Annotated in this window: 16 protein-coding genes; 9 read left to right on the top strand and 7 right to left on the bottom strand. The window is 64.3% G+C overall.

Going from position 1 to position 25,226, the window contains the following annotated elements; genetic code table 11:
* Positions 1-157 precede the first annotated feature (157 nt).
* Positions 158-997, top strand: coding sequence for a sugar phosphate isomerase/epimerase (locus tag SC1_RS15635; RefSeq protein ID WP_062184727.1), 840 nt, complete (start codon positions 158-160; stop codon positions 995-997).
* 170 nt (positions 998-1,167) lie between these two features.
* On the opposite strand, the gene SC1_RS15630 is transcribed toward SC1_RS15635, so the two are convergent.
* The 3 genes from SC1_RS15630 to SC1_RS15620 all read right to left on the bottom strand — a co-directional run bounded on the left by SC1_RS15630 (position 1,168) and on the right by SC1_RS15620 (position 5,652).
* The gene (locus SC1_RS15630) at positions 1,168-2,595 is read right to left on the bottom strand and encodes an FGGY family carbohydrate kinase (RefSeq protein ID WP_062184724.1); all 1,428 of its coding nucleotides are present in this window, start codon (positions 2,593-2,595) and stop codon (positions 1,168-1,170) included.
* A gap of 98 nt (positions 2,596-2,693) precedes the next feature.
* Complete coding sequence (locus SC1_RS15625; RefSeq protein ID WP_062184722.1) at positions 2,694-4,097, bottom strand: FAD-binding oxidoreductase; 1,404 nt, start codon at positions 4,095-4,097, stop codon at positions 2,694-2,696.
* 1 nt (position 4,098) lies between these two features.
* Complete coding sequence (locus tag SC1_RS15620; RefSeq protein WP_062184718.1) at positions 4,099-5,652, bottom strand: glycerol-3-phosphate dehydrogenase/oxidase; 1,554 nt, start codon at positions 5,650-5,652, stop codon at positions 4,099-4,101.
* 65 nt (positions 5,653-5,717) lie between these two features.
* Here SC1_RS15620 and SC1_RS15615 point away from each other — a divergent pair, with 65 nt between their 5' ends.
* Positions 5,718-6,635, top strand: coding sequence for a LysR family transcriptional regulator (locus SC1_RS15615; RefSeq protein ID WP_062184715.1), 918 nt, complete (start codon positions 5,718-5,720; stop codon positions 6,633-6,635).
* Here the strand turns inward: SC1_RS15615 and SC1_RS15610 are convergent.
* The 3 genes from SC1_RS15610 to SC1_RS15600 form a co-directional block, all read right to left on the bottom strand.
* Positions 6,581-8,590 (bottom strand): alpha-glucosidase, encoded by a 2,010-nt coding sequence (locus tag SC1_RS15610; RefSeq protein ID WP_062184712.1) that lies wholly within the window; start codon positions 8,588-8,590, stop codon positions 6,581-6,583. The genes SC1_RS15615 and SC1_RS15610 overlap by 55 nt on opposite strands.
* A gap of 452 nt (positions 8,591-9,042) precedes the next feature.
* Positions 9,043-11,373: a TonB-dependent receptor gene (locus SC1_RS15605; RefSeq protein WP_062184710.1), complete on the bottom strand. Its 2,331-nt coding sequence runs from the start codon at positions 11,371-11,373 to the stop codon at positions 9,043-9,045.
* An 887-nt stretch (positions 11,374-12,260) separates the two neighbouring features.
* A complete protein-coding gene (locus SC1_RS15600) occupies positions 12,261-13,181 on the bottom strand; it encodes a LysR substrate-binding domain-containing protein (protein WP_083435952.1) in 921 nt (306 codons plus the stop codon).
* Positions 13,182-13,281: 100 nt separating this feature from the next.
* Between SC1_RS15600 and SC1_RS15595 the strand changes: the two genes are divergently transcribed.
* Positions 13,282-14,046 carry a phytanoyl-CoA dioxygenase family protein gene (locus SC1_RS15595; RefSeq protein WP_062184704.1) on the top strand — a complete coding sequence of 255 codons (765 nt, stop codon included), beginning with the start codon at positions 13,282-13,284 and terminating at the stop codon, positions 14,044-14,046.
* An 11-nt stretch (positions 14,047-14,057) separates the two neighbouring features.
* Positions 14,058-14,657, top strand: coding sequence for an NADPH-dependent FMN reductase (locus SC1_RS15590; protein ID WP_062184702.1), 600 nt, complete (start codon positions 14,058-14,060; stop codon positions 14,655-14,657).
* A 55-nt stretch (positions 14,658-14,712) separates the two neighbouring features.
* Here the strand turns inward: SC1_RS15590 and SC1_RS15585 are convergent, their stop codons facing one another.
* Complete coding sequence (locus SC1_RS15585) at positions 14,713-17,751, bottom strand: TonB-dependent receptor (protein WP_062184700.1); 3,039 nt, start codon at positions 17,749-17,751, stop codon at positions 14,713-14,715.
* A gap of 153 nt (positions 17,752-17,904) precedes the next feature.
* On the opposite strand from SC1_RS15585, the gene SC1_RS15580 reads away from it, so the two are divergent.
* From SC1_RS15580 to SC1_RS15560, 5 genes are read left to right on the top strand one after another with little or no spacing between them, the layout of a single operon-like run.
* A complete protein-coding gene (locus SC1_RS15580; RefSeq protein WP_152682467.1) occupies positions 17,905-20,109 on the top strand; it encodes a chondroitinase-B domain-containing protein in 2,205 nt (734 codons plus the stop codon).
* A complete protein-coding gene (locus SC1_RS15575) occupies positions 20,106-22,271 on the top strand; it encodes a heparinase II/III family protein (RefSeq protein WP_062184695.1) in 2,166 nt (721 codons plus the stop codon). Before SC1_RS15580 ends, SC1_RS15575 begins: the two co-directional genes overlap by 4 nt.
* The gene (locus tag SC1_RS15570; RefSeq protein WP_062184691.1) at positions 22,268-23,551 is read left to right on the top strand and encodes an MFS transporter; all 1,284 of its coding nucleotides are present in this window, start codon (positions 22,268-22,270) and stop codon (positions 23,549-23,551) included. The genes SC1_RS15575 and SC1_RS15570 overlap by 4 nt, the downstream gene beginning before the upstream one ends.
* A gap of 13 nt (positions 23,552-23,564) precedes the next feature.
* A complete protein-coding gene (locus SC1_RS15565; protein WP_062184688.1) occupies positions 23,565-24,317 on the top strand; it encodes an SDR family NAD(P)-dependent oxidoreductase in 753 nt (250 codons plus the stop codon).
* Positions 24,317-25,156 (top strand): rhamnogalacturonan acetylesterase, encoded by an 840-nt coding sequence (locus SC1_RS15560; RefSeq protein ID WP_152682466.1) that lies wholly within the window; start codon positions 24,317-24,319, stop codon positions 25,154-25,156. Before SC1_RS15565 ends, SC1_RS15560 begins: the two co-directional genes overlap by 1 nt.
* Positions 25,157-25,226 lie beyond the last annotated feature (70 nt).

Below are 25,226 nucleotides of genomic sequence, written 5' to 3'. Positions count from 1 at the left end.
TCACCCCGGACTTGATCCGGGGTCCCGCTTTCCGCCTCTGGCCGCAAAAAGCGGGATGGCGGGTCAAGCGCGGCATGACGACGTGTTGATTTGCTCCGCGCCCAATTGACTCCCCTCTCCAACCCGATATGACAGCGTTGTCTGAAAAGGAAAGCCATTGCCCGAACTGCTCGTTCTTCAATCGGTCTGGGGCCTCGACAAATGCCCCGGTTTCGACATCGAAAGCCGCCTCGACGAAGCGCTCGGCCAGGTCGTCGCCGCGGGCTTCGACGGCGTCGGCGTCAACCTCGCGCGCACCGCGCGCACCGACGGGGTCGCGCGTGCGATGAACCCGCTCGGCCTCGCATGGGAAGGGCAGGTGCTCGTCCATGACGCGGGTCAGCTCACGCACTGGATCGCCGAAGCCCACCGCCTCGGCGCGCATCACCTCAACGTCCAGATCGCTGGCCCGACCGCCGATTTTCGCGCCGCGCTGCGCCTGATCGACAGCCTCGTCGCCGCGGCGAAGGACGCGCCGCTCCCCGTCTGGTTCGAAACCCACCGAGGCCGCCTCACCAACGACCTGCTCTTCACGCTGCAATTGCTCGACGAACGCCCCGGATTTCCGCTCACCGCCGACCTGTCGCATTATCCGGTCGCGGGCGAGATGGAGTTGCCGTTGCGCGACGACCAACTCGCCGCGATCGAAACGATCCTGCAGGGCAGCCATAATTTCCACGGCCGCGTCTCGACGACGCATCAAGTCCAGGTCGCGCTGGACGCGCCCCAGCATGCCCGTTGGCTCGACCAGCATATCGCCTGGTGGCGCCGCGGTTTCGAACTGTGGCTCGAACAGGCACGCGACGGCGACGCGCTGACCTTCATGTGCGAACTCGGCCCGCCGCCCTACGCGATCACCGCGCCCGACGGCAGCGAACTGACGAACCGCTGGGACGAGGCGCAACGGATGCGCGATATCGTGCGCGGGCTGTGGAGCGAGGTGAGCGGGACCGCATAAGGCTCCCCTCCCTGAAAGGGAGGGGCTGGGGGTGGGTGCGCGCGTCTGCGCGCCGGAAGAAGTAGCAGCCGTCGCGCCTGAAAAGCATCGGCCGGGGCGTCGAGCCCCGCCCAATGCTGGACCCACCCCTGGCCCCTCCCTTTCAGGGAGGGGAAGAGAGTGGAATTGCCTCACACCATCACCATATCCCGCCAGCGCGCGAACGCCGCATCGGCTTCATCGCGCCCGACCTTCGGCAGAAACTCCGCATCATAGCGCGCCAGCCGGTTCAGATCGCTTGTCCCGAACAACCCCGCACCCATGCCCGCCGCCAGCGCCGCGCCATAGGCACTCGCTTCGCGCACCGCATGACGTCGCACCGGCCGCTGCAACGCGTCGGCCTGCAACTGCAACAATGTGTCGCTCGCCGACAATCCGCCGGCAACGGGCAAGGCTTCGGGCACCGGCAAGGCACCTGCGATGACATCGGCAATCTCGCGAAAGCGAAAGGCGATGCCCTGCAACGCCGCACGCGCGACCTGTCCCGGTCCGTCGGCAAAGCTCAACCCCGCGATCAGCCCGCGCGCGTCGAACTTGCCGTGCGGCGCGCCCATTCCCGCGAGCGACGGCCGGACCACGACATGCCCTGCGTCGGCGACCGATGCCGCCGCGGCTTCCATCGCTGCGGGCGAAGCGAACAGCCCCAGCCCGCCGCACAGCCATTCGATCAGCGATCCGGTCGTGATCACCATCCCCTCGACGCAAAATCGCGCCTCGCCGCCCGCGAACGCCAATGCCTCGGCGGGCATGCTGTTGTGGATCGTCTCGGGCACATCACCGGTCCCCGCCATCAGCACGCCCGACGTGCCATAGGTTGCTTTCCAGTCGCCGCGCCCCAGCGCGCCATGCGCGACCATCGCCGCCTCCTGGTCGGCGATCAGCGCAGTGATCGGGACGCGCGCGCCGAGCACCGCCGGGTCGCTCTCGGCAACGGGGCCCCAGCTCTCGACCTGCGTCGGAAACATCGCCGCGGGCAGGCGCTGGTGCGCCAGCAACGCCGCGTCCCAGCCGCTGCCTTTCGCATAGTCATAATAGCCGGTCAGCCACGCCGCCGACGCATCGGTGACATGCGCGCCGCTCAGCTTGAAGGTCAGCCAGCTATCGAGTGTGCCCCATTGCAGATCGTCGGGATTACGCCCCGACAGCGCGATCGCTGCGGGCAGTTTCGCCGACGGCACCTGCGGCCAACCGGTGAAGCCCGCCGCGCGCAGCGCCTTAAACTCGTCCATCCCGCGCAGATCGCTCCACACCAGCATCGGCGCGACCGGCTCGCCTGTCGCGCGGTCCCACAGGATGATGCTCGCGCGCTGCGTCGTCACGCCGATTGCGGCAACATCGGCAATGCTCCGCCCCGCAGCGGCGAGCGCACCGTCGATTACCGCGCGGCAGATCGTCCAGACCTCGGCGGCATCCTGCTCAACAAAGCCGGGGGACGGGAAGCGGCTGGCGATCGGCCTTTTATCAACGCCCAACACCATCCCCGCCGCATCGACAAGCATCGCCCGCGCCCCCGTCGTACCCGCGTCGAGCGCAAGGAGGAGGTGGCCGTGGCTACTCACACCGCGCTCCCACTATCGTCATTGCGAGCGAAGCGAAGCAATCCAGAGTGCGCGTAACCGCTCTGGATTGCTTCGCTTCGCTCGCAATGACGACGCATTTACACATCGGGTATTAGATTCCCCGGATTCATAATTCCCACGGGATCGAGAGCCTGCTTCAATCGCCGCAGCAACGCCACGCCATTCTCGCCCAGATCATGGTGCAGATACGGCTTGCGAAGCCGCCCCGCGCCATGATGGTGCGCGACCCCGCCGCCATGTTTCGCGGTCGCTTCCATGATCTCGCGCCAGCCGGCGAAATAGGCGGGCTCCATCTGCGCGCTGTCCTCGAACGTTGCGGCAAAGCTGAAATAGAGGTTGATTCCCGATCGATAGACATGGCTGCTGTGCGCCGACGCGTTGATCACGCCAGGAATTTCATTCAGCGCCGCGATGCTCGCATCATAAATTGCGCCAATTTCGCTCCAGCGCCCCGAAATCTCGACCGTGTCGGCGACATAGCCGCGCTCGAACATGTCGCGCCAACTCGGCACATGGTTGCGCTTTTCGATCCACTGCTTCGCCGCCATCGGATCGCCCGCTTCGAGCCCCGCGCCCGCGCAAATCTCGTGCATCGCCGCCAGTTCGGCGTCGACACGCGCTTTCGGTCCCTCATGCACCATCAACAGCATCGCCTTGCCGTCACGTTCATAGTCGCGGAACAATCGCCGCACTTCGCGCCCGTCATATTGGCGCATCACCGGCGGGCGCCAGTCGGCTCGGACGATCTGCCGCTGCGCTTCGAACCCGGCGCGCATGTCGTTTGCATAGAAGATGCTGTAATCGCGGTGCGGCGCCTTGGCGCGCAGCGAGAAGGTCACCCCGGTGATGACACCCATCGTGCCTTCGGCGCCCATCAGCAGATGGCGCAGGTCCGGCCCTGCCGCGGCGCGCACCGCCTTGCCCAGCGTCACCAGCTCGCCATTCGGCAGCACCGCCTCGATCGAATGGATGATATCCTCGATATTGCCATAAGCCGTCGAAAATTGCCCCGACGCGCGCGTCGCGACCCAGCCGCCGACGCTGCTGATCGCGATCGACTGCGGCCAGTGGCCGATCGTAAACCCATGCGCCGCGACCGCCTCTTCGGCCTCCATGCCGTTGAGCCCCGCATCGAAGCTCGCGAGCAGATCGTCGCTGTCGATATAGCGCACGCGCTTCATGCCGCTCATGTCGAGCAGGATCGCTTGTGGAGTCGGTTCGATCCCGCCGCAAACCCCGCTACCCAGGCCGAACGGGATCAGCGGCACGCGCTTCTCCGCGGCGAGCTTCACGATCTTTTGCACATCGTCGACCGACTGCGGCCGCACGACGCAACCCGGCGCGGCGACGGCTTCGCCGCGCCAATCGCGCAGATGCTTGACCGCCCATTGGTCGTAGCGCCGTGTGTTCAGCGTATCGGCATCGCTCGCGACGCGGTCGGCGCCGATCGCGCTGGCCAGAGCTTCGGTTATCGAACGCATTTCACTCTCCCAAAAGCCTGCGGCTCGCATCGTTGATGGCTCGGCAATGCGCGATTTGCGCTGCCGTCATCGCGTCATCCCAGCCAAGCAGCGCACCCATCGCCTCGGCGGCGGGCGCAAGCGCCGCAAGACCCGCACCCTCATCAAACCACGCCCGCGCGCTGCGGCGCACCCAATAATCCTCGAGCGTCGCCGCGCCCTCATGCGTGACCGCGCGCCTCGCCTCGGCCGCGACATCGCCGCCCGCGATGACGATTTCGTTCGCCTCGTCGCCATAGAGCCCGGCCAACCGTTCGGCGGCGAGCGGATCGAGCCCGTCCAGCCTTGCTGTGCGCGACCCGCCGGGCAGCGGCGCATCGGCGGTCGCACAGTCCTGCGCGGTCTGGCCCAACCGTTCGACCGCCAGATCGACGACGCGCTCGGCCATCGCGCGATAGGCGCTGAGTTTCCCGCCCGCGATCGAGATCATCCCGCTCGGCGAGGTCCAGATCTCGTCCTTGCGCGACACCTCGTTCGCCTTCTTCCCCGGCTGCGCGATCAACGGGCGAACCCCCGACCATAGCGACACGATTTCGGCATCGCGGATCGGATCGATGGTCAGCGCCGCCTCGGTTGCGCGCAGCAGATAGTCGATGTCCTCGCGCGTCGGCGCGGGCCAGTAATCGGCGCCATCATGAAACACATCGGTCGTGCCGATATAGGTGAAGGCGCCGCGCGGCACCGCGAAGATGCTGCGCTTGTCGGGGGCGCGGATGATGGTCGTTGCTTCAATCGGCAGGCGCGCGCGCGGCAGCACCAGATGGATACCGCGGCTCATCGACATGCGCGTATCGCTTTCGCCCGCTTCGAGCCCGCGCACCGCATCGACCCATGCGCCCGCGGCATTGACCACCAGCTTCGCCTTGATGCGCGCGCCCAGATTGTCGCCCAGCGTCGAGGTCGCGACCAGCCCGTCGCCGGTCAGGTCCGACGCCGCCGCATGGTTGATCACCACCGCCCCGGCGCCCTGCGCGCTGCGGATATTGGCGAGAACCAGCCGCGCATCGTCGGTCAGAAATTCGGGATAAAGCACCGCGCCGTTCAGCCGCTCGGTGCGCATCAGCGGCTCGCGCCGCTGCAGTTCGGCGAGTCCGATCACTTCATGCTTCTCGGCCTCGGGAACCCCGCCCAATTTCTCGAAGGTCCATAGTCCCGTCCGCAGCTTCGCGGTCATCGCCATGTTCGTCGTCGGGATCAGAAAGGGCGACAGCCGCGTCAGATGCGGCGCGATCCGGCGCAATATCTGCCGCTCCGACGCCGCTTCCTTGACCAGCGCAATATCGCCCTGCGCCAGATAGCGCAGCCCGCCATGGATCATCTTCGACGACCGGCTGCTCGTCCCGCTCGCATAGTCGCGCGCCTCGACCAGCGCGACCGACAGCCCGCGCATCGCGGCATCGCGCGCAATCCCCGCGCCGGTGATCCCGCCGCCGATCACAGCAAGATCGAAGCTGCGCGATTCCAGCTCGGCAAAGACCTGCGCACGGCGGCGCGCATCGAGCGACATGCTGTTCATGCGCTCACGCTAAGCGCATCACAGGTGCATTGGTATTGCATAATGGGAATGATATGGTGCGGTCCATGAACCTCCGCCGCCTTCGCCATTTCGACACGCTCTACCGCCTCGCTAGCTACGCGCGCGCCGCCGACGAACTCGGTCTCACGCAATCGGCGCTCACGCGCTCGATCCAGAAGCTCGAGGAAGAGCTTGGCGCGACCTTGTTCGACCGAACGACCCATTATGTCCGCCCGACCAGCGACGCCGACCGCCTGATCCGCTCCGCCCGCGACGTCATCGCCGCGTCGGCGAATCTCGAACAGGAAGCGCGCGGGCTCGGCCATCCGACCAGCGGCACCGTCGCGGTCGGCAGCGGCCCCTATCCGCTGCAACCTTTGCTCACCGACACGATCGCGCGCTTTGCCGCCGCGCACCCCGGCGTCCGCGTCACCGTGACGGGCGGGCCGTCGGAGCAGCTTCTCGAAACGCTCGTCGACCGTCGTCTCGATCTGGTTGTCTGCAACCGCGCTAAGTTCGCGGCATCCGCCCACGCCGACGAAGTGCTGTGCATCCCATTGCCGCCCGAGCCACTCATGCTCGTCTGCGCGCCCGATCATCCGCTCGCGAAGGGGCAGGGCGAAAGCGCCGATTTCCCCTGGGCGCTCCCGCGTCCCGCGCCGGGCAGCAATCTCCCGCGCGCGCTGCGCGCCCGCTACGCCGCCGGGCAATTTCCCGATTATGAGCTCGATTCGACCGCTGCGTGCCTCGACATGGCCAAGAGCGGCCGCGCGATCACTGTCGTCCCGCGCGCGCTCGCCGCCCGCTCGGGACTGCACCAGATCGCGCTGCCAGCGTCCGAAGTCACGCGCGACGCGATCCACCTCCTCCGCAATCGCAGCCGCAGCGCGCTCGTCGCCGCTTTTGTCGCAGTGCTGCGCGAGGTCGCTCAGGCCGATACGATCGCGTCGAACAGCGCCGCGTCGGCCGAACCCGCACGGTAGAACACCGGCGGCTGCCCGAACGGCGCCGCGACCGTCACATCGCTCCCGCCGACATAGCGCCGCCCCGACCAGACATGCACCCAGTCGGCCCCCGCGGGCAGATAAGTCGTCCACTCGCTTTTCCCCGCCGCGATCACCGGCGCGACGAGCAGGTCGGGGCCGAGAAGATACGACGTCTGGATCGCATAGGTCTCCGCGTCGTCCTCGAAATGCAGGAACAGCGGCCGCTGCACCGGCAACCCCGTCTCCGAAGCCTCCTTCGACAACCGCCGCAGATAAGGCGCCAGATGCGCGTAAATCCGCGTCATCTTTGCGAAATGCGCGAGCAGCTCGGGATCGTCGTCATATTGCGCATTCTGCCGCGGCCGATTGCCCTCATGCGTCCGCATCATCGACGTGAACGCCGACATTTCGGCCCAGCGCATCGCGAGTTCGGCATCGCGTGTCGTGTCGAAGAGGCTGGTGTATCCGCCGCAATCGCTATGATGATGCGCATTGCCGAGCATCCCCGCCGACAGCGCTGCACAGATCACCGTGCCGATCCCGTCGTGTCGGCCGAAATCGACCGCCTGGTCGCCCGCCCACAGCATCGGGCAATGGCCTTGCACGCCCGTCGCGCCCGACCGCATGAAAACCATCGTCTCGCCCGTCGCGCCGCGCCCCGCAACGCCCTTGGCATTGACCTCGCCCCAAAGCGCAGGCCAGCGATTGTGCGCGGTCATCCCGCTTTCGCCATTTGCCAGCCGCACGTCGACGGGCAGATATTCGCCAAAGTCGGCCATCCAGCCCGACAGTCCGAAATCGATCATCTTCTCGCCGATGATCGTATCGGCGAACCACGCCGCCGCCGCCGGATTGGTGAAGTCGACATGGCCGCAATCGAACTCGCCAAAGTCGATCACATAGGGCTCATCCTTCGTCGGATGCATCACCATGAAACCCTGCGCCGCCGCCTCGGCATAGAGCGGGCCGTCGACCGCCAGATAGGGATTCACATAGCCGAGAAAGCGAATGCCGCGCTCTTTCAGCTCGGCAATCCGCGCGGGCAATTCGGGATAACGCTCGGCATTCCACTGCCAATCCCAGAACAGCCGGTTGCCGAAGCTGGTGATGCGCAGCCCGACCCAATCCTCGCACCACAGCCCCGATACCGCGACCCCGGCATCCTCATAGATCTTCAATCGCGCAAAGCTGTTGTCGCCATCCTTCAACCCGATGACCGCGCCTTTCAGCAGCCATTCGGGAAGTGGCGGCTGGCGCCCGAAGCGCTCCGACAGCGCCGACACCAGATCGGCAAAGCGCGGCCGCGCCCATAATTCAACCTGCGCGGGAATTTCCCACATTTCGACTTCATGAAAATCGGCGGCGCGAAAATCGAACGCCGCATAGGCAAAGCTGTCGATATGCAGCGCATAGCGCCGCGAACTGACAAAGGTCGGCTGCGGATAATTGGTGTGCGCATAACTGCCGCCGCCGCCCTTGCGATGCGCCTCGACCTGTTTGAACAAGGGCGATGCCGGATCGCGGCCGACGCCGGGTTCGCTCGACCACAAAGGAAAATGCCGCCCGCGCAGGTCGAAATAAGAGAATTGCTCGCCGCCGCCCCACACATGCTCGCCCGCCTCGGCGGCAACGCGCAGCCACAATCGGTTGAGCGTCGGGTCGAGCGCCTTCAACGCGATCTTCGCATTGTCGCCTTCGCCCGACAGCGTCGCTTCGAGCAACCAAGGCGCCCCCGCATTCTCGGCAAAACGCACGACGTCGCCCGCCACTTCGACATGATCGAGCGCGATCCGCTCGATCACCTCTTGGCGCACATCGAAATGGCCCAGCTTCGAATGAACATGCGGCTCACCGCGCCCGATGAAGAAACAGGGCGCGCCTGCCTTGTGCGAAAGGATCGTCTGCCCGCCGAGGCGAAGCGCAAAACCGGTGTCGAGCACATCAAGCGCCATGGGGGAGGATCCTTTTTTTTACGCCGCCTATCAACCCCACATGTCGCCCCCGCGAAGGCGGGGGCCGCTCGAAGTCGAACACAGCGGCCAAGTTTCAAACCAACAACGGCCCCCGCCTTCGCAGGGGCGACCTATTCATTTCGCGCGCAGAGACGCAGAGATTTTTGGTTCACGCGGAGACGCGGAGACGCGGAGGGTTTGGGAATAGAGCGTGGCTCAATTGTCCACCGTCGCGCGCGCCCCTTTCGTCACCCCGGACTTGATCCGGGGTCCCGCTTTTCACCGTCGCTGAGCGGGATCCCGGATCAAGTCCGGGATGACGAAGAGAAAGAAACTTCTCCGCGTCTCCGCGTCTCCGCGCGAAATTCTTCTCCTCTGTGCCTCTGCGCTAATATTCTTCATAAAAACCCCCGCCGCCTTGGCTAGCGACCCACGGCGGGGGCAGGGGATGTTCAGAAATTCATCCGCGCGGTGACACCGAAATAACGCTCGGCATCGCGCGGGGTGATCTGGCGCATGAACGACGTGCCGTTCGGGATGCGCTGGATCACGAACTGCTTGTCGGTCAGATTCTTGACGATGAACGACAGGCTGTATTTGTCGTCGTCGGTGCTCACCTTCACGCCCGCATCCCAGATCGCATAGGCGCCCTGGAACGCATTGGGGTTCTGGTTGATGTCGAACTGGGTGCGGCTCTGATAGACGAGCGAGCTGTTCAGATCGACGTTGAACCCGTCGATATTGAGCGGCAGGCGCCAGTCCATCGTGACCGTGCCCTTATATTTCGGGGCGAAGGGCAGGGGCTTGCCGTTGATCGCATCGGCACAGGTCACCGCGGCGCCCGGCGGGCAGATGAACTGGTTGATGTGCGCATCGGTATAGTTGAAACCGCCCGACAGCGAGAAATCGTCGGTGATCGCGGCGTTGAAGTCCATTTCGATCCCGCGCGTCGACACCGTGCCTGCATTGGTCAGACGCGTGACGACCTGACCCGCGACGATGTCGAGGAAGTTCGCCTGATAATTGTCATATTTGGCATAGAAGCCCGCGATGTTCAGCGTCAGGCGGCGGTCGAACAACCGCGTCTTCAGGCCCACTTCATAGGCATTCGACTTTTCGGGGTCGATGCGGCCGGTGTCGCGCGCCAGCATGTTGAAAAACACGTTGAGCGCCGGGCCCTTATAGCCGCGCGTATAGGTGGTGTAGGCGATGATATCATCGGTCAGGTCGTACTGCAGGCCGGCATTGCCCGACCAGCCATTGTCCTTGATCGAGCCCGCCGAAGCGAAGGCGGGGTTCACGCCCGTGAACGCCGCCGTCTGCGTCGACCGGCGCGCAAAGTCATAGCTGACCTTGTCCTCGGTATAGCGCAGACCCAAAATGCCGCGGAACGCGTCGGTGAAATTGAGCGTGCCCTGACCGAACGCCGAATAGCTCGTCAGCTTGGTCGTGAAATCGGCGTTGCCCTCGTTGGTCGTATAGGTCGACGATCCGGCGGCGCAGGGCGTCAGCCCGCCGACGGTCGGAAGCGTCGAAGCGGTGCAGGCGGTCACCGTGCGGTTGAAGAAATCGACTTCCTTCGTGTGGTAATAATAAAGGCCTGCGACATATTCGAAGAATTGCGGGTTCGCCGACGCGATGCGCAATTCCTGTGTGAACTGGTCGAATTTCAGGTCGCCGCGATCGTGCGAGCGGACGTCGCCTGCGGCCGTACCGGTGTTGACGTAACGCGGCGCATCCGACCGGAAATCGCCGTCGCGCTGCTGGAAGTTGTACCAGTGACGATAGGCGGTGATCGACGTCAGCGTGACGCCGCCCAGGTCGAGATCGATCTGACCCGAAACACCGCTATTCTTGTCCTTGGTATAGGGATCGAGGTCGTTGTCGATATCCTTGTTCTTGCCGTCGAGCGTCAGCGGCGCGAGGCTCGGGATGAACACCGCATTGTTGAATGCCGAGGAAAAGACGGTTCCGATGCTGTCGGCGAACCCATTGTCGCTATTCTTCGAATAATCGGCGATCAGCGTGATCTTCAGGTTATCGGCCGGCTCGGCGATCAACTTGCCGCGCACGCCCCAATGTTCATAACCGTTGACCTTATGGTCGTTGAAGACGTTGCGGGCGTTGCCGTCATATTGCGACCAGAAGCCGGTGAGCGAGGCGCGAATACCGTCGCCGATCGGGCCGCCGATGCTGCCGCGGATGCGATATTCATTGCCCTCGTACCAGGCCGCGTCGACATAGCCGCCCAGCTCGTTGCCGGGTTCGCGCGACACGATGTTGATCACGCCGGCGCTGGCATTCTTGCCGAACAGGCTGCCCTGCGGGCCGCGCAGCACTTCGATGCGCTCGACGTCGAGGAAGTCCGACGTCTGCTGGCCGGTGCGCGCATAGACGACGCCGTCGATCACGGTCGAAACCGAAGGCTCGACCCCCGACGAGAAGCTGATCGTGCCGACGCCGCGGATCGAGAGAGCGGAGTCCTTGTTGGTGTTGCCCTTGCGGAAGGTCAGCGTGGGCACGCGCTGGAAAAGCTGTTCGGCCGAATTGACGTTCGAGCGTTCGAGCTGTTCGCCCGACACGACCGAGATCGCGACCGGCACGTCCTGCAGATTCTGCTCGCGCTTCTGCGCGGTGACGATGATGTCCGTCGATGCGAAGGGCGCGTTGGCTTCGGCCGGGGCCTGCGCGGCCGCGTCTTGGGCTGCGGCGGGGGCAGCGATCATCGCCATTCCCAATGCCGTCGTGATTGTCAGATAGGCTTTGGCTTTCGACGAAACCATATTCAGATCCTCCCTTGATGCGCTGCCGTTCGGTATGTCAATTAATTCAATTGACAATCTCGAGCCGACCCATGCGCGCTATTATTTTTGTGGTCCAATAGAGAAATGTCGCGATGCCATGTCCATATGCTATGGCTTGCAGGACAGTGCGAGGAACTGGCTATGCGCTCGGGCTCGCGTGTCGGCCTTGTCATCAGCAACCTTTCCCTTGTCGTGACGGATCGCGCGTCCGCTTCGACATCAGGCCGCGAACTTATGTCGCTCGCAGCCACGAATCGGCTGAAAGGCGCCATTGCCCACCAGCCGACCTAGGGATGCGCGTCAAAATCATTGCAGTCTAATCGAGAAATGTCGGTATATTATGTCCAAATGCTATGACTTGAGCATGGTCCGTCGGTGACGGGTTGCCGACTTCCCCATCATCGTCACCCTCGAACGCGACACGTGGCTCGTTCGACTTGATCCGGGGTCCCGCTTGAAGTCGAAACCAGTGGGCGCCTCAAGAAGCGGGATCCCGGGTCACGCCCGGGACGACGGAAGTGGGGACGGGGTGTCCGCTCCCCAATATAAAACAAATACCGCCTTCAATTAGGTCTTTCCTACATTATTCGGCCGTGTCAGCCTTCATCCGGCTCTTTCATTCGGTGAACAAAAAGGTGGTCGCTGCCCTGATTGCGGGTACGACCATGATCGGACGTGCCTCGCACATCCAGCACGCCGCGACTTGCAAATCGGCGCGCTCATAGGGCTGAACTTTCCTGAACTTTGGAATATTGCGCGGCCCTTGCGCCGACCCGATCCGGATCCAGCCGGGCGATGTCCAAAGAGGGCAGCGACAGCTCCCCACCCCAAACCCGACACGCACAGGCCCACCGGGGGTGCCCCCCCTATTGCAACGCCACCACGCGCTTAACATGCGCCAGACACGCCTCGGTCTCGCGCGCCACATCGGCGTTCAGCCACGCAACAATCTCGGGCGTCGGCCCGATATCGGGCTCCAGCAGCGCGAAATCGAGCGTGACGGGCGGCGAAATCGGGCGCACCGCGACCCCCAGCCGGTGAAAGCGCGGGGCGCTGAACGGCTCGGCGATCGTCACGCCCAGCCCGGCTTCGACGAAGGCATATAATATCTGCGAATGCTGCGTCTCCAGCCGCCGCGATACGCTGATGCCCGATGTTTCCAGCGCGGTGTCGATCCCGGTCCACAGCGCGTCGGCTTCGTGCATCGGGCCCACAAACTCCTCGCCCGCCAAATCCGATATCGCCAGTCGTTCGCGCGCGGCGAGGGGGTGGTTGGCGGGCAGGATGCACACATATTCGGCGCGCGCGAGCGGCGTCGACCTGATGCCCTCGCGTCCCTGCATATCGACCCCGACGCCCAGGTCGGCCTGTCCCAGGAACACGCGCTCCTCGATCGCGCGTTGCCCAAGCGATTCGACGATGATCTTGATGTCGGGATAGAGGATGCGAAAGCGCGCGATCACCGCCGGCAGGATCGCCATCGCGATCGCCGCCAGCGCCGCAATCCGCACCGTGCCGACCGGGTGCGCGCGAATGCGCCGCGCCGCCTGGTCGAGCAGGTCGAGCCCCGCATAGCTTCGCCGCACCGCTTCATACAGCGCCTGCGCCTGCGCCGTCGGATGCACGCGCGCGCCGCGGCGGTCGAACAGGCGAAATCCGACCGCGCGCTCCATGTCGGCGATCAGCCTGCTGACCGACGGCTGGCTGATATTCAGCATCGTCGCGGCGGCTGTAATGCCCCCGCTCATCATAACGGCGCGAAACGCCTCGACCTGTCTCATTCGCATAGGTCATAGTATAGACGTATGATTGCTGGATGCAATTCGATTGGATGCGATGGACGATGTTACGCTACGTGGCACCTTAGACAACATCGGGAGAGTGAAGATGGATTTCTCGGCCCAGCGCGAACAATTCGCCAACGAAGGCTATGCGGTCTTCGAACGCATCCTCGAAGGCCCACTGCTCGACCTGCTCCGCGAAGAATGCGGCCGGGTGATCGACCGCGAGGATGCACGGCTCGACAGCCTCGGCGTCGAGGTCGACGGCATCAGCCACAAGGGCAAGCGCTATTTCGCCGGCGAATGCCAGCGCCAACAGCCGGATCTGCGCAAGATGCTGTTCAGCGAAACGATGGCCGATATCTGCCGCGCGACGCTCGGCGACGATGCCTATTTCTTCTACGATCAATATGTCGTGAAGGGCGCCAGCGAAGGCATGCCGTTCAGCTGGCACCAGGATTCGGGCTATGTCGTCGGCAACGGCGGCCCCGCCGATCACAAGCCGTACCTCACCTGCTGGTGCACGCTCGACGACACGACGGTCGCCAACGGCACCGTCCGCATCCTGCCTTTCTCGCAGGCGCCCGATACTCGCAACGGCATCGTCCCGCACATCCGCCAGCCGGGCAGCAACGACCTCGTCGGCTATACCGGCGACAGCGAGGGCGTGACGCTCGAAGTCCCCGCGGGCAGCGTCGTCGCTTTCTCCAGCCTCGCGCTCCATGCGACCGGATCGAATTCGACCCCGAACATGCGCCGCGTCTACCTCGCGCAATATTCGCCCGAACCGATCCTCAACCCCGGCACCAACCATCTCCGCCGCAACGCGATCGCTTTCCTGCGCGGCGGCAGCCAGGTGACCTTCAACTGAAGGAGGATATCATGATCGATCGTCCCCGCATCGTCGCACTCGGCGGCAACGCCACTGCCGGCGGATCGGCCGAGCGCCTGCTCCGCCACGCGCTCATGCGCTGCGAAGCGGAAGGCGCGGAGACAAGCCTCTTCGCGGGCGAGGCGATCGACCTTCCGATGTACGCCCCGCACCGCAGCGAACGTTGTTCGAAGGCGCAGGCGCTGATGGCCGCGCTGCGCGATGCCGACGGCATCATCGTCGCATCGCCCGCCTATCACGGCACCGTGTCGGGGGTGGTCAAGAACGCGCTCGACTATGCGCAGGATCTTGTCTCGGACGCGCAGCCCTATTTCGATGGCCGCGCAGTGGGATTGATTGCGGTCGCCGGCGGGTGGCAGGCGGCGGGGAGCACGCTTGCGACGCTGCGCTCGATCACCCATGCGTTGCGCGGCTGGCCCACCCCGATGGCGGTCACCGCCAATTCCAGCCAGCCGCTTTTCGATCCCGACGGGATGCTGACCGATCAGGGTATCGCGTCGCAGCTCGACATCATGACCGGGCAGGTCGTGACCTTCGCGCGAATGAAGCGCGCCTATGCCGATGCAGGCAAAGCCGCCTTGACGGCCTGATCTCCGAACGGACCGGAAGGCAGTCTTCGATGCCTTCCGGTCCGTTCGGAGCATATCAGAACTTTACGCTAAGCCCCGCCGTGATCCGGCGATCGGTGAGGCCCTGGAAACAGAGCAGCGCCTTGTCGTTCACGCAATATTGGTTCTGATCGCCGCGCAGCAGGTTGATGCCCTCGACGCCGACGTTGATATTCTCGGTGATGTCGTAGTTGATGCTGGCGTTGAGCTGTCCGCGTGCGCCGTTGATCAGCGGCAGCCCAAAGAAGAACGGATCGTTCGACACATAGCTTGACCGCCACGTGTAGCGCAGGCGCGCGTTCAGCCCGTATTTGTCGTAGAACAGCGTCGTATTGTAGGCATATTTCGACAGGTTGGTCAGCGAGATCAGATCCTGCGAACCCGGATGGCCGAGCTGCGTGAACACGGTCCGCGGACCATCGGCGACGCGATATTCGCGCGCCGAGCCGCCCGCCTTTTGATAGGTGAAGTTGCCGATAAAGCCGAAGCCCGAGGCGAAGCCGAGCACATCTTCCCATGCCGACAGATCGTGCTGGAATGCGACTTCGATACCCGTTTGCGTCGTCGTTCCCGGAACGTTGAAGGTCGAACTCCGGGGCACGCAGATGCCGACCCCCTGAATGGGGTTATTGATGTTGCGGTTGGCGATCGGGTTATAAATGCCGCCGCCCGGGCAGGCGGGATCGATCGAGATATTGAGATTGCCGTTCGCGTCGAGGTTCGGCGCCGGATCCTCCTGCCGCTGCGCGAACAGGTTGGTGCGGCTCTTGTGAAAGAAGCCGATGCTGATCAGGCTCGACGGCGCGAAATAATATTCGCCCGACAGGTCGAACGACCACACCGCTTCGGGGACGAGGCCGGGATTGCCGACCGCGACCGGTGTGTTCGCACCGGTGCCGAACGAAAAGGACGTCGACAGCGTGTCGAAATTCGGACGGCGAATGTCACGCGCGATGCCGGCGCGGACCAGCAGCTTGTCGGCGGGTTCGAGGACGAGGCTAAAGCGCGGGAGCAGGAAGTTGTACGAGCTTTTCGCGACGGTCTGGCCGGTGACCGCGCCATTCGCGATATTGTTGCCCGTCGACGACAGCTTGGTGTGAAGCCAGCGGAAACCCGCATTGCCGCGGACGGGCATGCCGGCAATCTCGCCCTCCATATTCGCCTGGAAATAGGCGGCGTTCGTCGTTTCCTTGATCTTGAAGAAACCCGCAAAGGATTCGGTTGGCGTCGCCAGCGAGGCGACGGCCGGACCTTGCGTGCGCGCCGCGTTGCTTGCGGCAATGGCTTCGTTGAGCGACGCCAGCACGCTCGCCGGGTCGCGGAACGCCAGCCCGCCGTCGATCAGCAGGAAGTCCGGGAAATAGAGGCGGCGCCCGTCGGCGGCATTGAAGTTGCTGGGGCCCGGGATCAATATGTCGGAAAACAGGTCGCCCGACGGCCGGTTCCACGCGCTGGTCGTGTTCGTCAGGCTGACATTGTTCGAAAATTCGCTGTTCTCGGCCGATGTCCGGTTCCAGCGCCAGCCGAAATCGACCGAGGTGACGAACGGGTTGAGGTCGGTCGTGTCATAAGTGAAATCGAGCCGCGCAGCGCGCTCCTGATTGTCGGTCGAATTGGCGCCCTGCGTGACCTGCTGTAGCTGATAGTTCGCGGGGTCGAGCAATTGCGCGGTCGTCGGCGCAAAGGGGCTCGCCTGATCGATGCCGAATTGCAACGTGCCGCCGCGCAGGTCGAATTCGATCGGCACGCCATTGTCGATGCTGCGACCGATTACCGGCTGCGGACCGTTCGGGTTGATGAAGTCGAGCGTCGTCGAAAAATTCGGGAAGTCGGATTTCGAGGTCGACAGCGATACTTCAGCGCGGACATTCAGCTTGTCGGTTGCCTGCCAGTCGGTGCCGAAATCGAAGACGCGGCTCTTGGTGACGCGCGCGCCGGTGTCGCTCGATGTGCGCAGGTTCGGATCGATCACACTTCCGGTCGTGCCGCCGATTCCGATGGTGCCGGCGAGCGCAGCTTCGACGGAGCCAAGGACGATCGGGCCGTTCGGGCCATTGAGCGTGCCGAAATCGACCGTTTCGAAGGCCGTGTTATTCATGGCATCGACAACCGAAGGCGTCGCAGTACCCGAAATCTGGACGCGATGGCTTTGTTGCCCGCGGCGCTGGTTGTTCAGTGTCGCGTCGAAATAGAATTTCAGGTCGTCATTCGGCTTCCACTCAAGCGCGGCGGTGCCGTTATAGGTCTCATATTCGTAATTCTCGAGCCCCTGTTGCAGGAACTGGATACGCAGAAACGGAAAAGCTTCGGCGCTTGGGCCTGAGCCCGGAAGCACCAGCGCGTCGCGGTCGACGCGCGGCTTGAACGACGCGACGTCCTGCCGTGCATAGCTGCCGCTCACCACGATGCCGATTTCGCCGATGCCGGTGTCCCACCGGTTGCCGAGCGTCGCCGACAGGCGCGGCAGCGTCGACTTCGACAGATCGCTATTTTCCATCTGCGCGCGCGCAGCGATCAGCGGGTCCTTAAGGTCCAGCGGGCGGATTGTCCGCAGGTTGATCGTGCCGCCGACAGATCCTTCGATCGTCTGCGCGGTCGGAACCTTGGTGACCTCGACCGACGCGATCAGCGCAGCGGGCAGATCTTCGAAGCTGATGCCCGAGCGACCGGCGCCCGATCCCACTGTCGACACGCCGTTGATTTCGGTGCGGTTCGCATCGGTGCCGCGGATCTGCACTGCGTTGCCGACGCCTGCCTGCCGGGTAATCTGAACCCCGGTGACATTTTCGAGCACTTCGGCGAGGTTCTGGTCGGGCAGCTTGCCGATATCTTCGGCCTGGATGACCTCGACGATATTGTCGGTGGCGCGCTTTTCGCCCAGCGCGGTGGCAAGGGAGCTGCGAATGCCGGTGACGATGATCGCATCATCGCCCACTTCGTCGGTGGCAGACGTTTCGGCGGCCGCATCCTGTGCAAAGGCCGGCGTGGCGAGCATCGCCATCGCCGTCGATCCCAGCAGCGCCGCCGCGAAATTGATGTTGCCGCGCGAAACGCGCACGAGGCTGCCCCGAATCATCCCACTCTCCCTCAATGACTTTGTTTGGAGGCAGGCTCGTCTTGTCAGACCAATATGTCAACCCATCTTGTATACCGAAATGCGGTTGATATTGTCCTACCTGTTGTGTAGTCCAGTTTGCAAGAATCATAAGAAGGGTGAGGCGCAGTGCAGATGAGGGTGGTTCTAACGATAGCGATGCTGGTTTCGACGGCGCACCCAGCGCTGGCGCGCGACATGCTGGTATCGGATCAGGTTCAGTATAAGGCGGCGGTGAAAAAGGCGCAGCCGGGCGATACGATCATCCTTGGCGACGGCGAATGGCGCGACTTCCAGATCGTCTTTACCGGCACCGGCACGGCCGCCAAGCCGATCACCCTGACCGCGCAGACCAAGGGCAAGGTGCTGCTCACCGGCCAGTCGAACCTGCGCATCGGTGGTCAAAACCTTGTGGTTTCGGGGCTCGTCTTCAAAAATGGCGCCAGCCCGACCGATGAAGTGATCAGCTTCCGGCGCGATTCGAAAACGCTCGCGACCGACGTGCGCGTGACCGAGGTCGTCATCGACGGGTTCAGCAAGGCGGACCGCCGTGCCGAGGACATTTGGGTCGCGCTCTATGGCACCGGCAACCGCGTCGATCATTCGCATTTCGAGGGTAAGACGAATGCGGGCGTCACCCTCGCGGCCATTCGCCGCGCGGGCGATCCGCTCGACAATCGCCACCGCATCGATCACAATTATTTCGGCCCGCGCCCGCCGCTGGGCTCGAACGGCGGCGAGACGATCCGCATCGGTACCAGCGAGGAGTCGCTGTCGGCGTCGAACACGATCATCGAACGCAACATCTTCGATCGCACCAGCGGCGAGGTCGAGATCGTCTCGATCAAGTCGGGCGGCAATGTCATCCGCGAAAATCTCGTTCTCGAAGCGCAGGGCGCCTTCGTGCTTCGCCACGGCAACGGCAACCTTGTCGAGCGCAACATCTTCCTCGGCAAGGGCGTGGCGGATACCGGCGGCGTACGCGTAATCAACCGCGACCAGATCGTGCGCGGTAATTATTTCGAAGGGCTCGCGGGCACCTCGTTCAAGAGCGCGCTCAGCGTGATGAACGGCGTGCCGAACTCGGTGATCAACCGCTATCATCAGGTCGCGAACGCGCGGATCGAGGGCAACAGCATCATCGACAGCGCGCGCATCACCTTGGCCGCGGGCGCCGATGCCGAGCGTTCGGCAGCGCCCACGGACAGCAAGTTCGAACGCAATCTGATCGTCGGAACAAAGGGGCAGGACCCGTTCCGCGCCGAGGGCGAAATCGGCGGCATCGCGCTCGCCGGCAATGTCGAGGCCAAGGTCGCGAAGCCGTTGCTGGGCGCGGGGGTGGAGCAGCGCGAGGTCAAGCTCGAACGCGCCGCCAACGGGTTGTTGTACCCGACCGATCCAGCGCTCGCCGCGGTCGGCGCGCCGCGCGACCTGAAGCCGGTGACGCGGGCGGAGGTTGGCGCCAATTGGTATCGCGGCGACACGCCCGAAGCGGCGTTCGGCACCGGCGATACGCGCCCACTTACGGCGGGCGCCTCGCTCGCGCAGGCCGTCGCCGATGCGAAGGCGGGCGATACCCTCGCGCTCGCCGCCGGCACCTATGACATCGCGGCGCCATTGACGGTGCAGCACCGCCTGACGATCGCCGGATCGAAGGATGCGAAACCCGTGCTACGCGTGGCCTCCAGCTTCGCGCAAATCGAAGGCGGCGGCGGATTGCAGCTCGAAAATGTCGCGATCGATGCAAGCGGCGCGTCCGGCGACGGCGCGCTGATCGTGGTTGAGAGCGGCGTCGCGCCCAACTATGACGTCGCGCTTGCAGGCGTTTCGGTGCGCGGCCCCGGCAAGGGCCGCCTCAACGGGATCGCGATGGCGCCCGGCACCTTTGCCGACGATGTGTCGATCAAGAACAGCGACTTTGCCGAGATGGGCGTGGTCGTCGCCGCGACCGGCGAACAGGAACCGAAGGGCTGGTATCCGATGGAACGGCTGACAATCGCCGGCAGCCGTTTCGCGCGCGTCGCGATGGTCGCCGACCTGCTGCGTAAAGGCACCGACGAAAGCACTTTCGGTCCGTGGTTCGCGATGACCGGATCGAGCGTTGCCGACAGCGGAATGGACGGTGCTTCGCTGCGCATCTCGGGCGCCCAGCACGCCGACATCGTACAGAATAGCTTTGCGAAGTCGGACGGCATCGTCGTCATTCATTCGGTCGGCGCCCCCGAAACCCGGATCGCCTCGAACGCCTTTGCCGCAACGCCGTCGCCGCGCATCGAGGAACTTGCGTGGAAAGGCCCCCCGCGCGGCCTGATCGAAAACAACGTCGAGGCGCGCCCGTGACCCGTAGTCTTGCACTTCTGCTCGCCGCCGCCACGCTGTCCTCTGCCGCGGCACAGGCGCAAACTCCACCGGCAGCTTCGCCGCAGCAGGCCTATGCGCCGCTCTTCGCGGGCGAGGTCGAGCGCGCCCGGCGGGATGTCGACGCTTCGATCAAGGCGGGCATCAACGTGCCCGTGCCCAAGGACCCGGGCGGCGGCTTCACCCACGAACAGCACAAGCGCAATTACCGTACGATCTTCGAGGGCGGCCAGCTCTTCCGCCTGACCGGCGACGTGCGTTACCGCGATCATGTCCGCGACCTGTTGCTGGCCTATGCTGACCTTTATCCGAAACTCGGACCGCATCCCGCTGCGTCGAACCAGGTTCCCGGCCGCCTCTTTTGGCAGAGCCTCAACGACAGCGTCTTCCTCGTCAACGCGGTGCAGGGCTATGCGGAGATCCGCGGTGCCCTTTCTGCCGCCGACCGCAAGCGCATCGACGATCAGGTGATCCGCCCAATGGCGCATTTCCTCTCGGACGGCTCGCCCGAAGTCATCAATCGTATCCATAATCACGCGACCTGGGCCGCGGCGGGCGTCGGCCTCTCAGGCTATTTGCTCGGCGACCGCGACCTTGTCGACAAGGCGCTGCTCGGCCTCGACAAGAGCGGCAAGGCGGGCTTCCTGCGTCAGCTCGACCTGCTCTTCTCGCCCGACGGCTATTATGCCGAAGGGCCTTATTATCAGCGCTATGCGCTGCAGCCGTTCGTCGTCTTCGCCGCTGCGATTGCGGCGAACGATCCCGACCGCAAGATTTTCGAATATCGCGACGGCATCGTGCTGAAGGCGATCCGCACGGCGATCGACGTAACGCACGATGGCTATTTTCTGCCGATCAATGACGCAATGCCGGACAAGAGCCTGCGCACCGAGGAACTCTATCACGCCGTCGCGATCGCATATGGCGCGACGAAGGATCCGACTTTCCTGTCGATCGCCGACTGGCAGGGGCGCACCGTGTTGACGCCCGCGGGTCAGGCAATGGCCGCCGATCTCGCAGCGGGCAAGGCGAAGCCCTGGCCGTTCGGATCGCGACTGCTTTCCGACGGCCCCGACGGCAAGGACGGCGCGCTTGTGCTCCTGCGCACGAAGCCCGACCCGACCGGCCCGCTGCTCGTCGCCAAGAACACCGTGCAGGGCATGGGGCATGGCCATTTCGACCGCCTCGGCTGGCTCTATTATGACGAGACCGGCGCGGTCGTGACCGACTATGGCGCCGCGCGCTTCCTCAATGTCGAGGCAAAGCGCGGCGGGCGATACCTGCCCGAAAACGATAGCTGGGCCAGCGCGACGATCGCGCACAACACGCTCGTCGTCGATGAACAAAGCCATTTCGCGGGTGACTGGAAAGCCGGTGAGAAATCGGGAACGCGCCAACTCGCTGCGTCGCTCGAAGGACCGACGCGCTATGCGATCGGCGAAATCGACAGCGCGTACAAAGACGTCGAAATCCGCCGCACGCTATTGCTGGTCGAGGTCGAAGGCCTCGCCAATCCCCTCACGCTCGATATCCTCCACGGGACTGGCAGCGGCAGGCATCGCTATGACCTGCCGCTGCATTTTTCCGGGCATATCATCGACAGCGACATCGCGTTCGACCGCAAGCTCGCCGAACGGCCGGTGCTGGGCAAAGCGAACGGCTACGAGCATTTGTGGGTCGACGGTGAAGGGACGAAGGCGGGCAAGGCGCGGCTGACATGGATGCAGGGCAGCCGTTTCTATTCCTATCATATGCTACCGCCCGCGGGTGCGCGTTTCATCGTCGCCGAAAGCGGCGCCAACGATCCCGAATTCAACCTGCGCCGTGAACCCGCGCTGATCCAGCGCGTCGATGGCGCGGCGGACGCGACTTTCGTTAGCCTGCTCGAACCGCACGGCGCCTATGACGCATCGGCCGAGACGGTGGTCGCGAGCAGCGCGCGCGTGTCGGGGCTAGAGCACCGCAAGGAAAAGAGCGTCGATCTGGTCCTTGTCACCCTGGTCGACGGGCGGCGTATCATATTGGCGGTCGCCGACGACGTCGCGGCAGATGCGAAGCACAGTCTCTCCGTCGACGGACGCACCCTCGCCTGGACCGGCCCCGTAGGCCGCCTCGATCTCGCGAAAACCGGAGCGAAAAAATGAGCAATATCAAGGGCCGCTTCCGCTGGTGCGTCATCGCCCTGATCGCGCTCGCGACCGTAATCAATTACATCGACCGCAATGCGCTTGCCGTGATGTGGCCCGAGGTGTCGAAGGAAATCGGCGCGTCGAAGGAAGACTATGCGCTGCTGGTGACGATCTTCATGATCTTCTACGCCTTTGGCCAGTCGATCTTCGGGCGCATCTTCGACGCCATCGGCACGCGCATGGGTTTCACCATCTCGATCGTCGTCTGGTCGCTGTCGATCGCGGCCCATGCGCTGGTCCGCTCGATGCCTTTGCTGATGGTGCTGCGCGCTACGCTCGGGATCAGCGAGGCGGGTAACTGGCCCGGCGCAGCGAAGGCAAATGCGCTATGGTTCCCCTCCCGCGAGCGCGCGCTGGCGCAGGGTATTTTCAACGCGGGCGCATCGCTCGGCGGCATCATCTCGGCGCCTTTGATCGCGCTGCTCTTCGTCCAGTTCGGCTGGCACGGCACCTTTCTGCTGATCGGCGTCCTCGGCTTTGTCTGGCTTGTGCCCTGGCTTTGGTTCTACAAGGCCGACCCCGAAAAACACCCCGGCCTGAGCGAGGAAGAGCGCGAATATATCCTCACCGGCCGCACCGAGGCCGGCCGCGACGACAGCCGCCGCGTGCCGCTGGGCGAGCTGCTGCGTTATCGCCAGAGCTGGGGCGTCATCCTGTCGCGCTTCTTCCTCGATCCCGTGTGGTGGCTCTTTGTGTCGTGGCTGCCGATCTATCTCGCTGAAACCTTCGGCTTCGACGTCAAGCAGATCGGCCTCTTCGCATGGGTGCCCTTCGTCGGGGCGATGCTCGGCAGCCTGTTCGGCGGCTGGCTTTCGGGGCGCATTATCACCGCTGGCGGCGGCGTTCACAAAGCGCGCACGCTGACGATCGCGATCGGCTGCGCGATCATGCTGCCGTCGCTGCTGTTCACCATCGGAGCGAGCGAGCCGCTAAATGCAGTGCTGCTGATCGCGTGCATCCTCTTCGGTTTCCAGATGGCGATCGGCAATATCCAGACGCTGCCGAGCGATTATTTCGGCGGCGGCGCGGTCGGCAGCCTCGCGGGGATCAGCGGCACTGCCGCGGTCGCCGGGACGCTCATCACGACCTGGCTCGTCCCCGTACTCACCAAGACGAGCTACGCGCCGATTTTCGCGCTGAGCGCGGCGATCGTACCGATCTCCTTTCTCTGTTTCTGGCTGATCGGCGGACGCGTCGAACCGGTCGTCACCCCACCCACCAACACCCAAGAATAAGGAACTGCATCACATGAACCTCCAGGGGAAAACCGCGCTCGTCACCGGCGGCGGCCGCGATATCGGCCGATCGGTCTCGATCGCGCTCGCGCGCGCCGGCGTTCGCGTCGCGATCAATTACAACAGCGGTCGCGAAGCCGCCGAGGACACGCTGAAGACCATCAAGGACGCGGGCGGCGACGCTTTCCTGATCCAGGCGGACGTCACCGACAGCAATGCGGTCAAGGCAATGCTCGACGAGGTCGGCATCGCGTTCAGCGGCCGCCTCGACATCCTCGTCAACCTCGCGGGCGGCATGGTCGCGCGCAAGACGCTCAGCGAAATGGACGAAGCCTTCTTCGACCACGTCATGACGCTGAACCTCAAGTCGGTCTTCCTCGTCCTGCAGGCGGCGCAGCCCTTCCTCGGCGAAGGTTCGGCGGTCGTGAATGTGTCGTCGCTCGCCGGCCGCGATGGCGGTGGTCCGGGCGCATCGGTCTATGCCACCGCGAAGGGCGCGCTGATGACCTATACGCGCTCGATGGCCAAGGAACTCGGGCCGCAAGGCATTCGCGTCAATGCCGTCTGCCCCGGCCTGATCGGGACGAGCTTCCACGACATTTTCTCGAAACCCGAGGGTCGCGCCGCAGTCGCCGGCAACACCCCGCTGCGCCGCGAAGGCCATCCGGACGAAGTAGCCGACACGATCGTCTATCTGGCGTCGCCGGCGGCCAGCTTCCTCGCGGGCGTCTGCCTCGACATCAACGGCGGGCTGGGCTTCTCCTGATGCGCCGGCTCGTTGCGACGGCCATCGTTGCCCTGCTCGCGAGCGGGGCGCAGGCCCAGACCCGCGAGCGGACAGATGCGCCGCCGCTCGAGCCGTACAAGATCATATTGGTCGGCGATTCGACGATGGCACCGCACAGCGGCTGGGGCGGGGCGTTCTGCTCGCGCCATGTCAAATCGTCGGTCGCCTGCGTCAACGCTGGTCGCGGCGGACGCAGCACGCGCAGTTATCGGCAGGAAGGCGGATGGGACATTGCCCTCGCCGAGGCGAAGGTGCCGGGCTATCGCGGCACCTGGGTGCTGATCCAGTTCGCGCATAATGATCAGTCGTCGAAGTCCGAACGTTGGACCGACGAGACGACTGAGTTCCCCGCCAACCTCCGCCGCTTCGTCGAAGAGGTGAGGGCGGCGGGCGCAACGCCGGTGCTTGTCACGCCGCTGACGCGCCGCGAGTTCAAGGATGGCAAGCTTCGGAACACGCTCTCCAGCTGGTCCGACCAGGTGCGCGCCATTGCAAAGGCCATGGACGTGCCGCTCGTCGATCTCAACGCGCTGAGCGCCGCGCAGGCGCAGGAAATGGGTGCGGAGATGGCGACGAAGCTCGCGCAGGAACCGCCGACCGATGAAGAACTCGCCGCGGCGAAGGCGGGCACGACGCTGCCCCCTCGACCGGCGCCCGCCGAGCCGGCGCCGATCGCGGGTGATGGCGCGCGCGGTCAGGTGACGCGCAAGTTCGACTACACCCACCTCGGCGACATTGGCGCGGAGGTCACCGCCAAGCTGGTTACGCAGGCGCTTGCGCGCGCGGTGCCGGGGCTGCGGAGCCAGCTCGTTCACTAAATATAGTGTATGTCAAATTGGACTAACCAATCTGACATACATCATTGTTGACAAAATGGCAGACATGCTC

Source organism: Sphingopyxis sp. C-1, assembly GCF_001047015.1.
In the GTDB taxonomy this organism is placed as follows: domain Bacteria; phylum Pseudomonadota; class Alphaproteobacteria; order Sphingomonadales; family Sphingomonadaceae; genus Sphingopyxis.
Note: the sequence above shows the minus strand (reverse complement) of the source record. Positions and strands in the feature narration are given on the sequence as shown.

Coding starts and splice junctions, on each gene's coding strand:
- SC1_RS15625 (WP_062184722.1), bottom strand. CDS start 4,097: ATGCGTTCGATAACCGAAGCTCTGGCCAGCGCGATCGGCGCCGACCGC.
- SC1_RS15620 (WP_062184718.1), bottom strand. CDS start 5,652: ATGAACAGCATGTCGCTCGATGCGCGCCGCCGTGCGCAGGTCTTTGCC.
- SC1_RS15615 (WP_062184715.1), top strand. CDS start 5,718: ATGAACCTCCGCCGCCTTCGCCATTTCGACACGCTCTACCGCCTCGCT.
- SC1_RS15610 (WP_062184712.1), bottom strand. CDS start 8,590: ATGGCGCTTGATGTGCTCGACACCGGTTTTGCGCTTCGCCTCGGCGGG.
- SC1_RS15605 (WP_062184710.1), bottom strand. CDS start 11,373: ATGGTTTCGTCGAAAGCCAAAGCCTATCTGACAATCACGACGGCATTG.
- SC1_RS15600 (WP_083435952.1), bottom strand. CDS start 13,181: ATGCGAATGAGACAGGTCGAGGCGTTTCGCGCCGTTATGATGAGCGGG.
- SC1_RS15595 (WP_062184704.1), top strand. CDS start 13,282: ATGGATTTCTCGGCCCAGCGCGAACAATTCGCCAACGAAGGCTATGCG.
- SC1_RS15590 (WP_062184702.1), top strand. CDS start 14,058: ATGATCGATCGTCCCCGCATCGTCGCACTCGGCGGCAACGCCACTGCC.
- SC1_RS15585 (WP_062184700.1), bottom strand. CDS start 17,751: ATGATTCGGGGCAGCCTCGTGCGCGTTTCGCGCGGCAACATCAATTTC.
- SC1_RS15580 (WP_152682467.1), top strand. CDS start 17,905: ATGAGGGTGGTTCTAACGATAGCGATGCTGGTTTCGACGGCGCACCCA.
- SC1_RS15570 (WP_062184691.1), top strand. CDS start 22,268: ATGAGCAATATCAAGGGCCGCTTCCGCTGGTGCGTCATCGCCCTGATC.
- SC1_RS15565 (WP_062184688.1), top strand. CDS start 23,565: ATGAACCTCCAGGGGAAAACCGCGCTCGTCACCGGCGGCGGCCGCGAT.
- SC1_RS15560 (WP_152682466.1), top strand. CDS start 24,317: ATGCGCCGGCTCGTTGCGACGGCCATCGTTGCCCTGCTCGCGAGCGGG.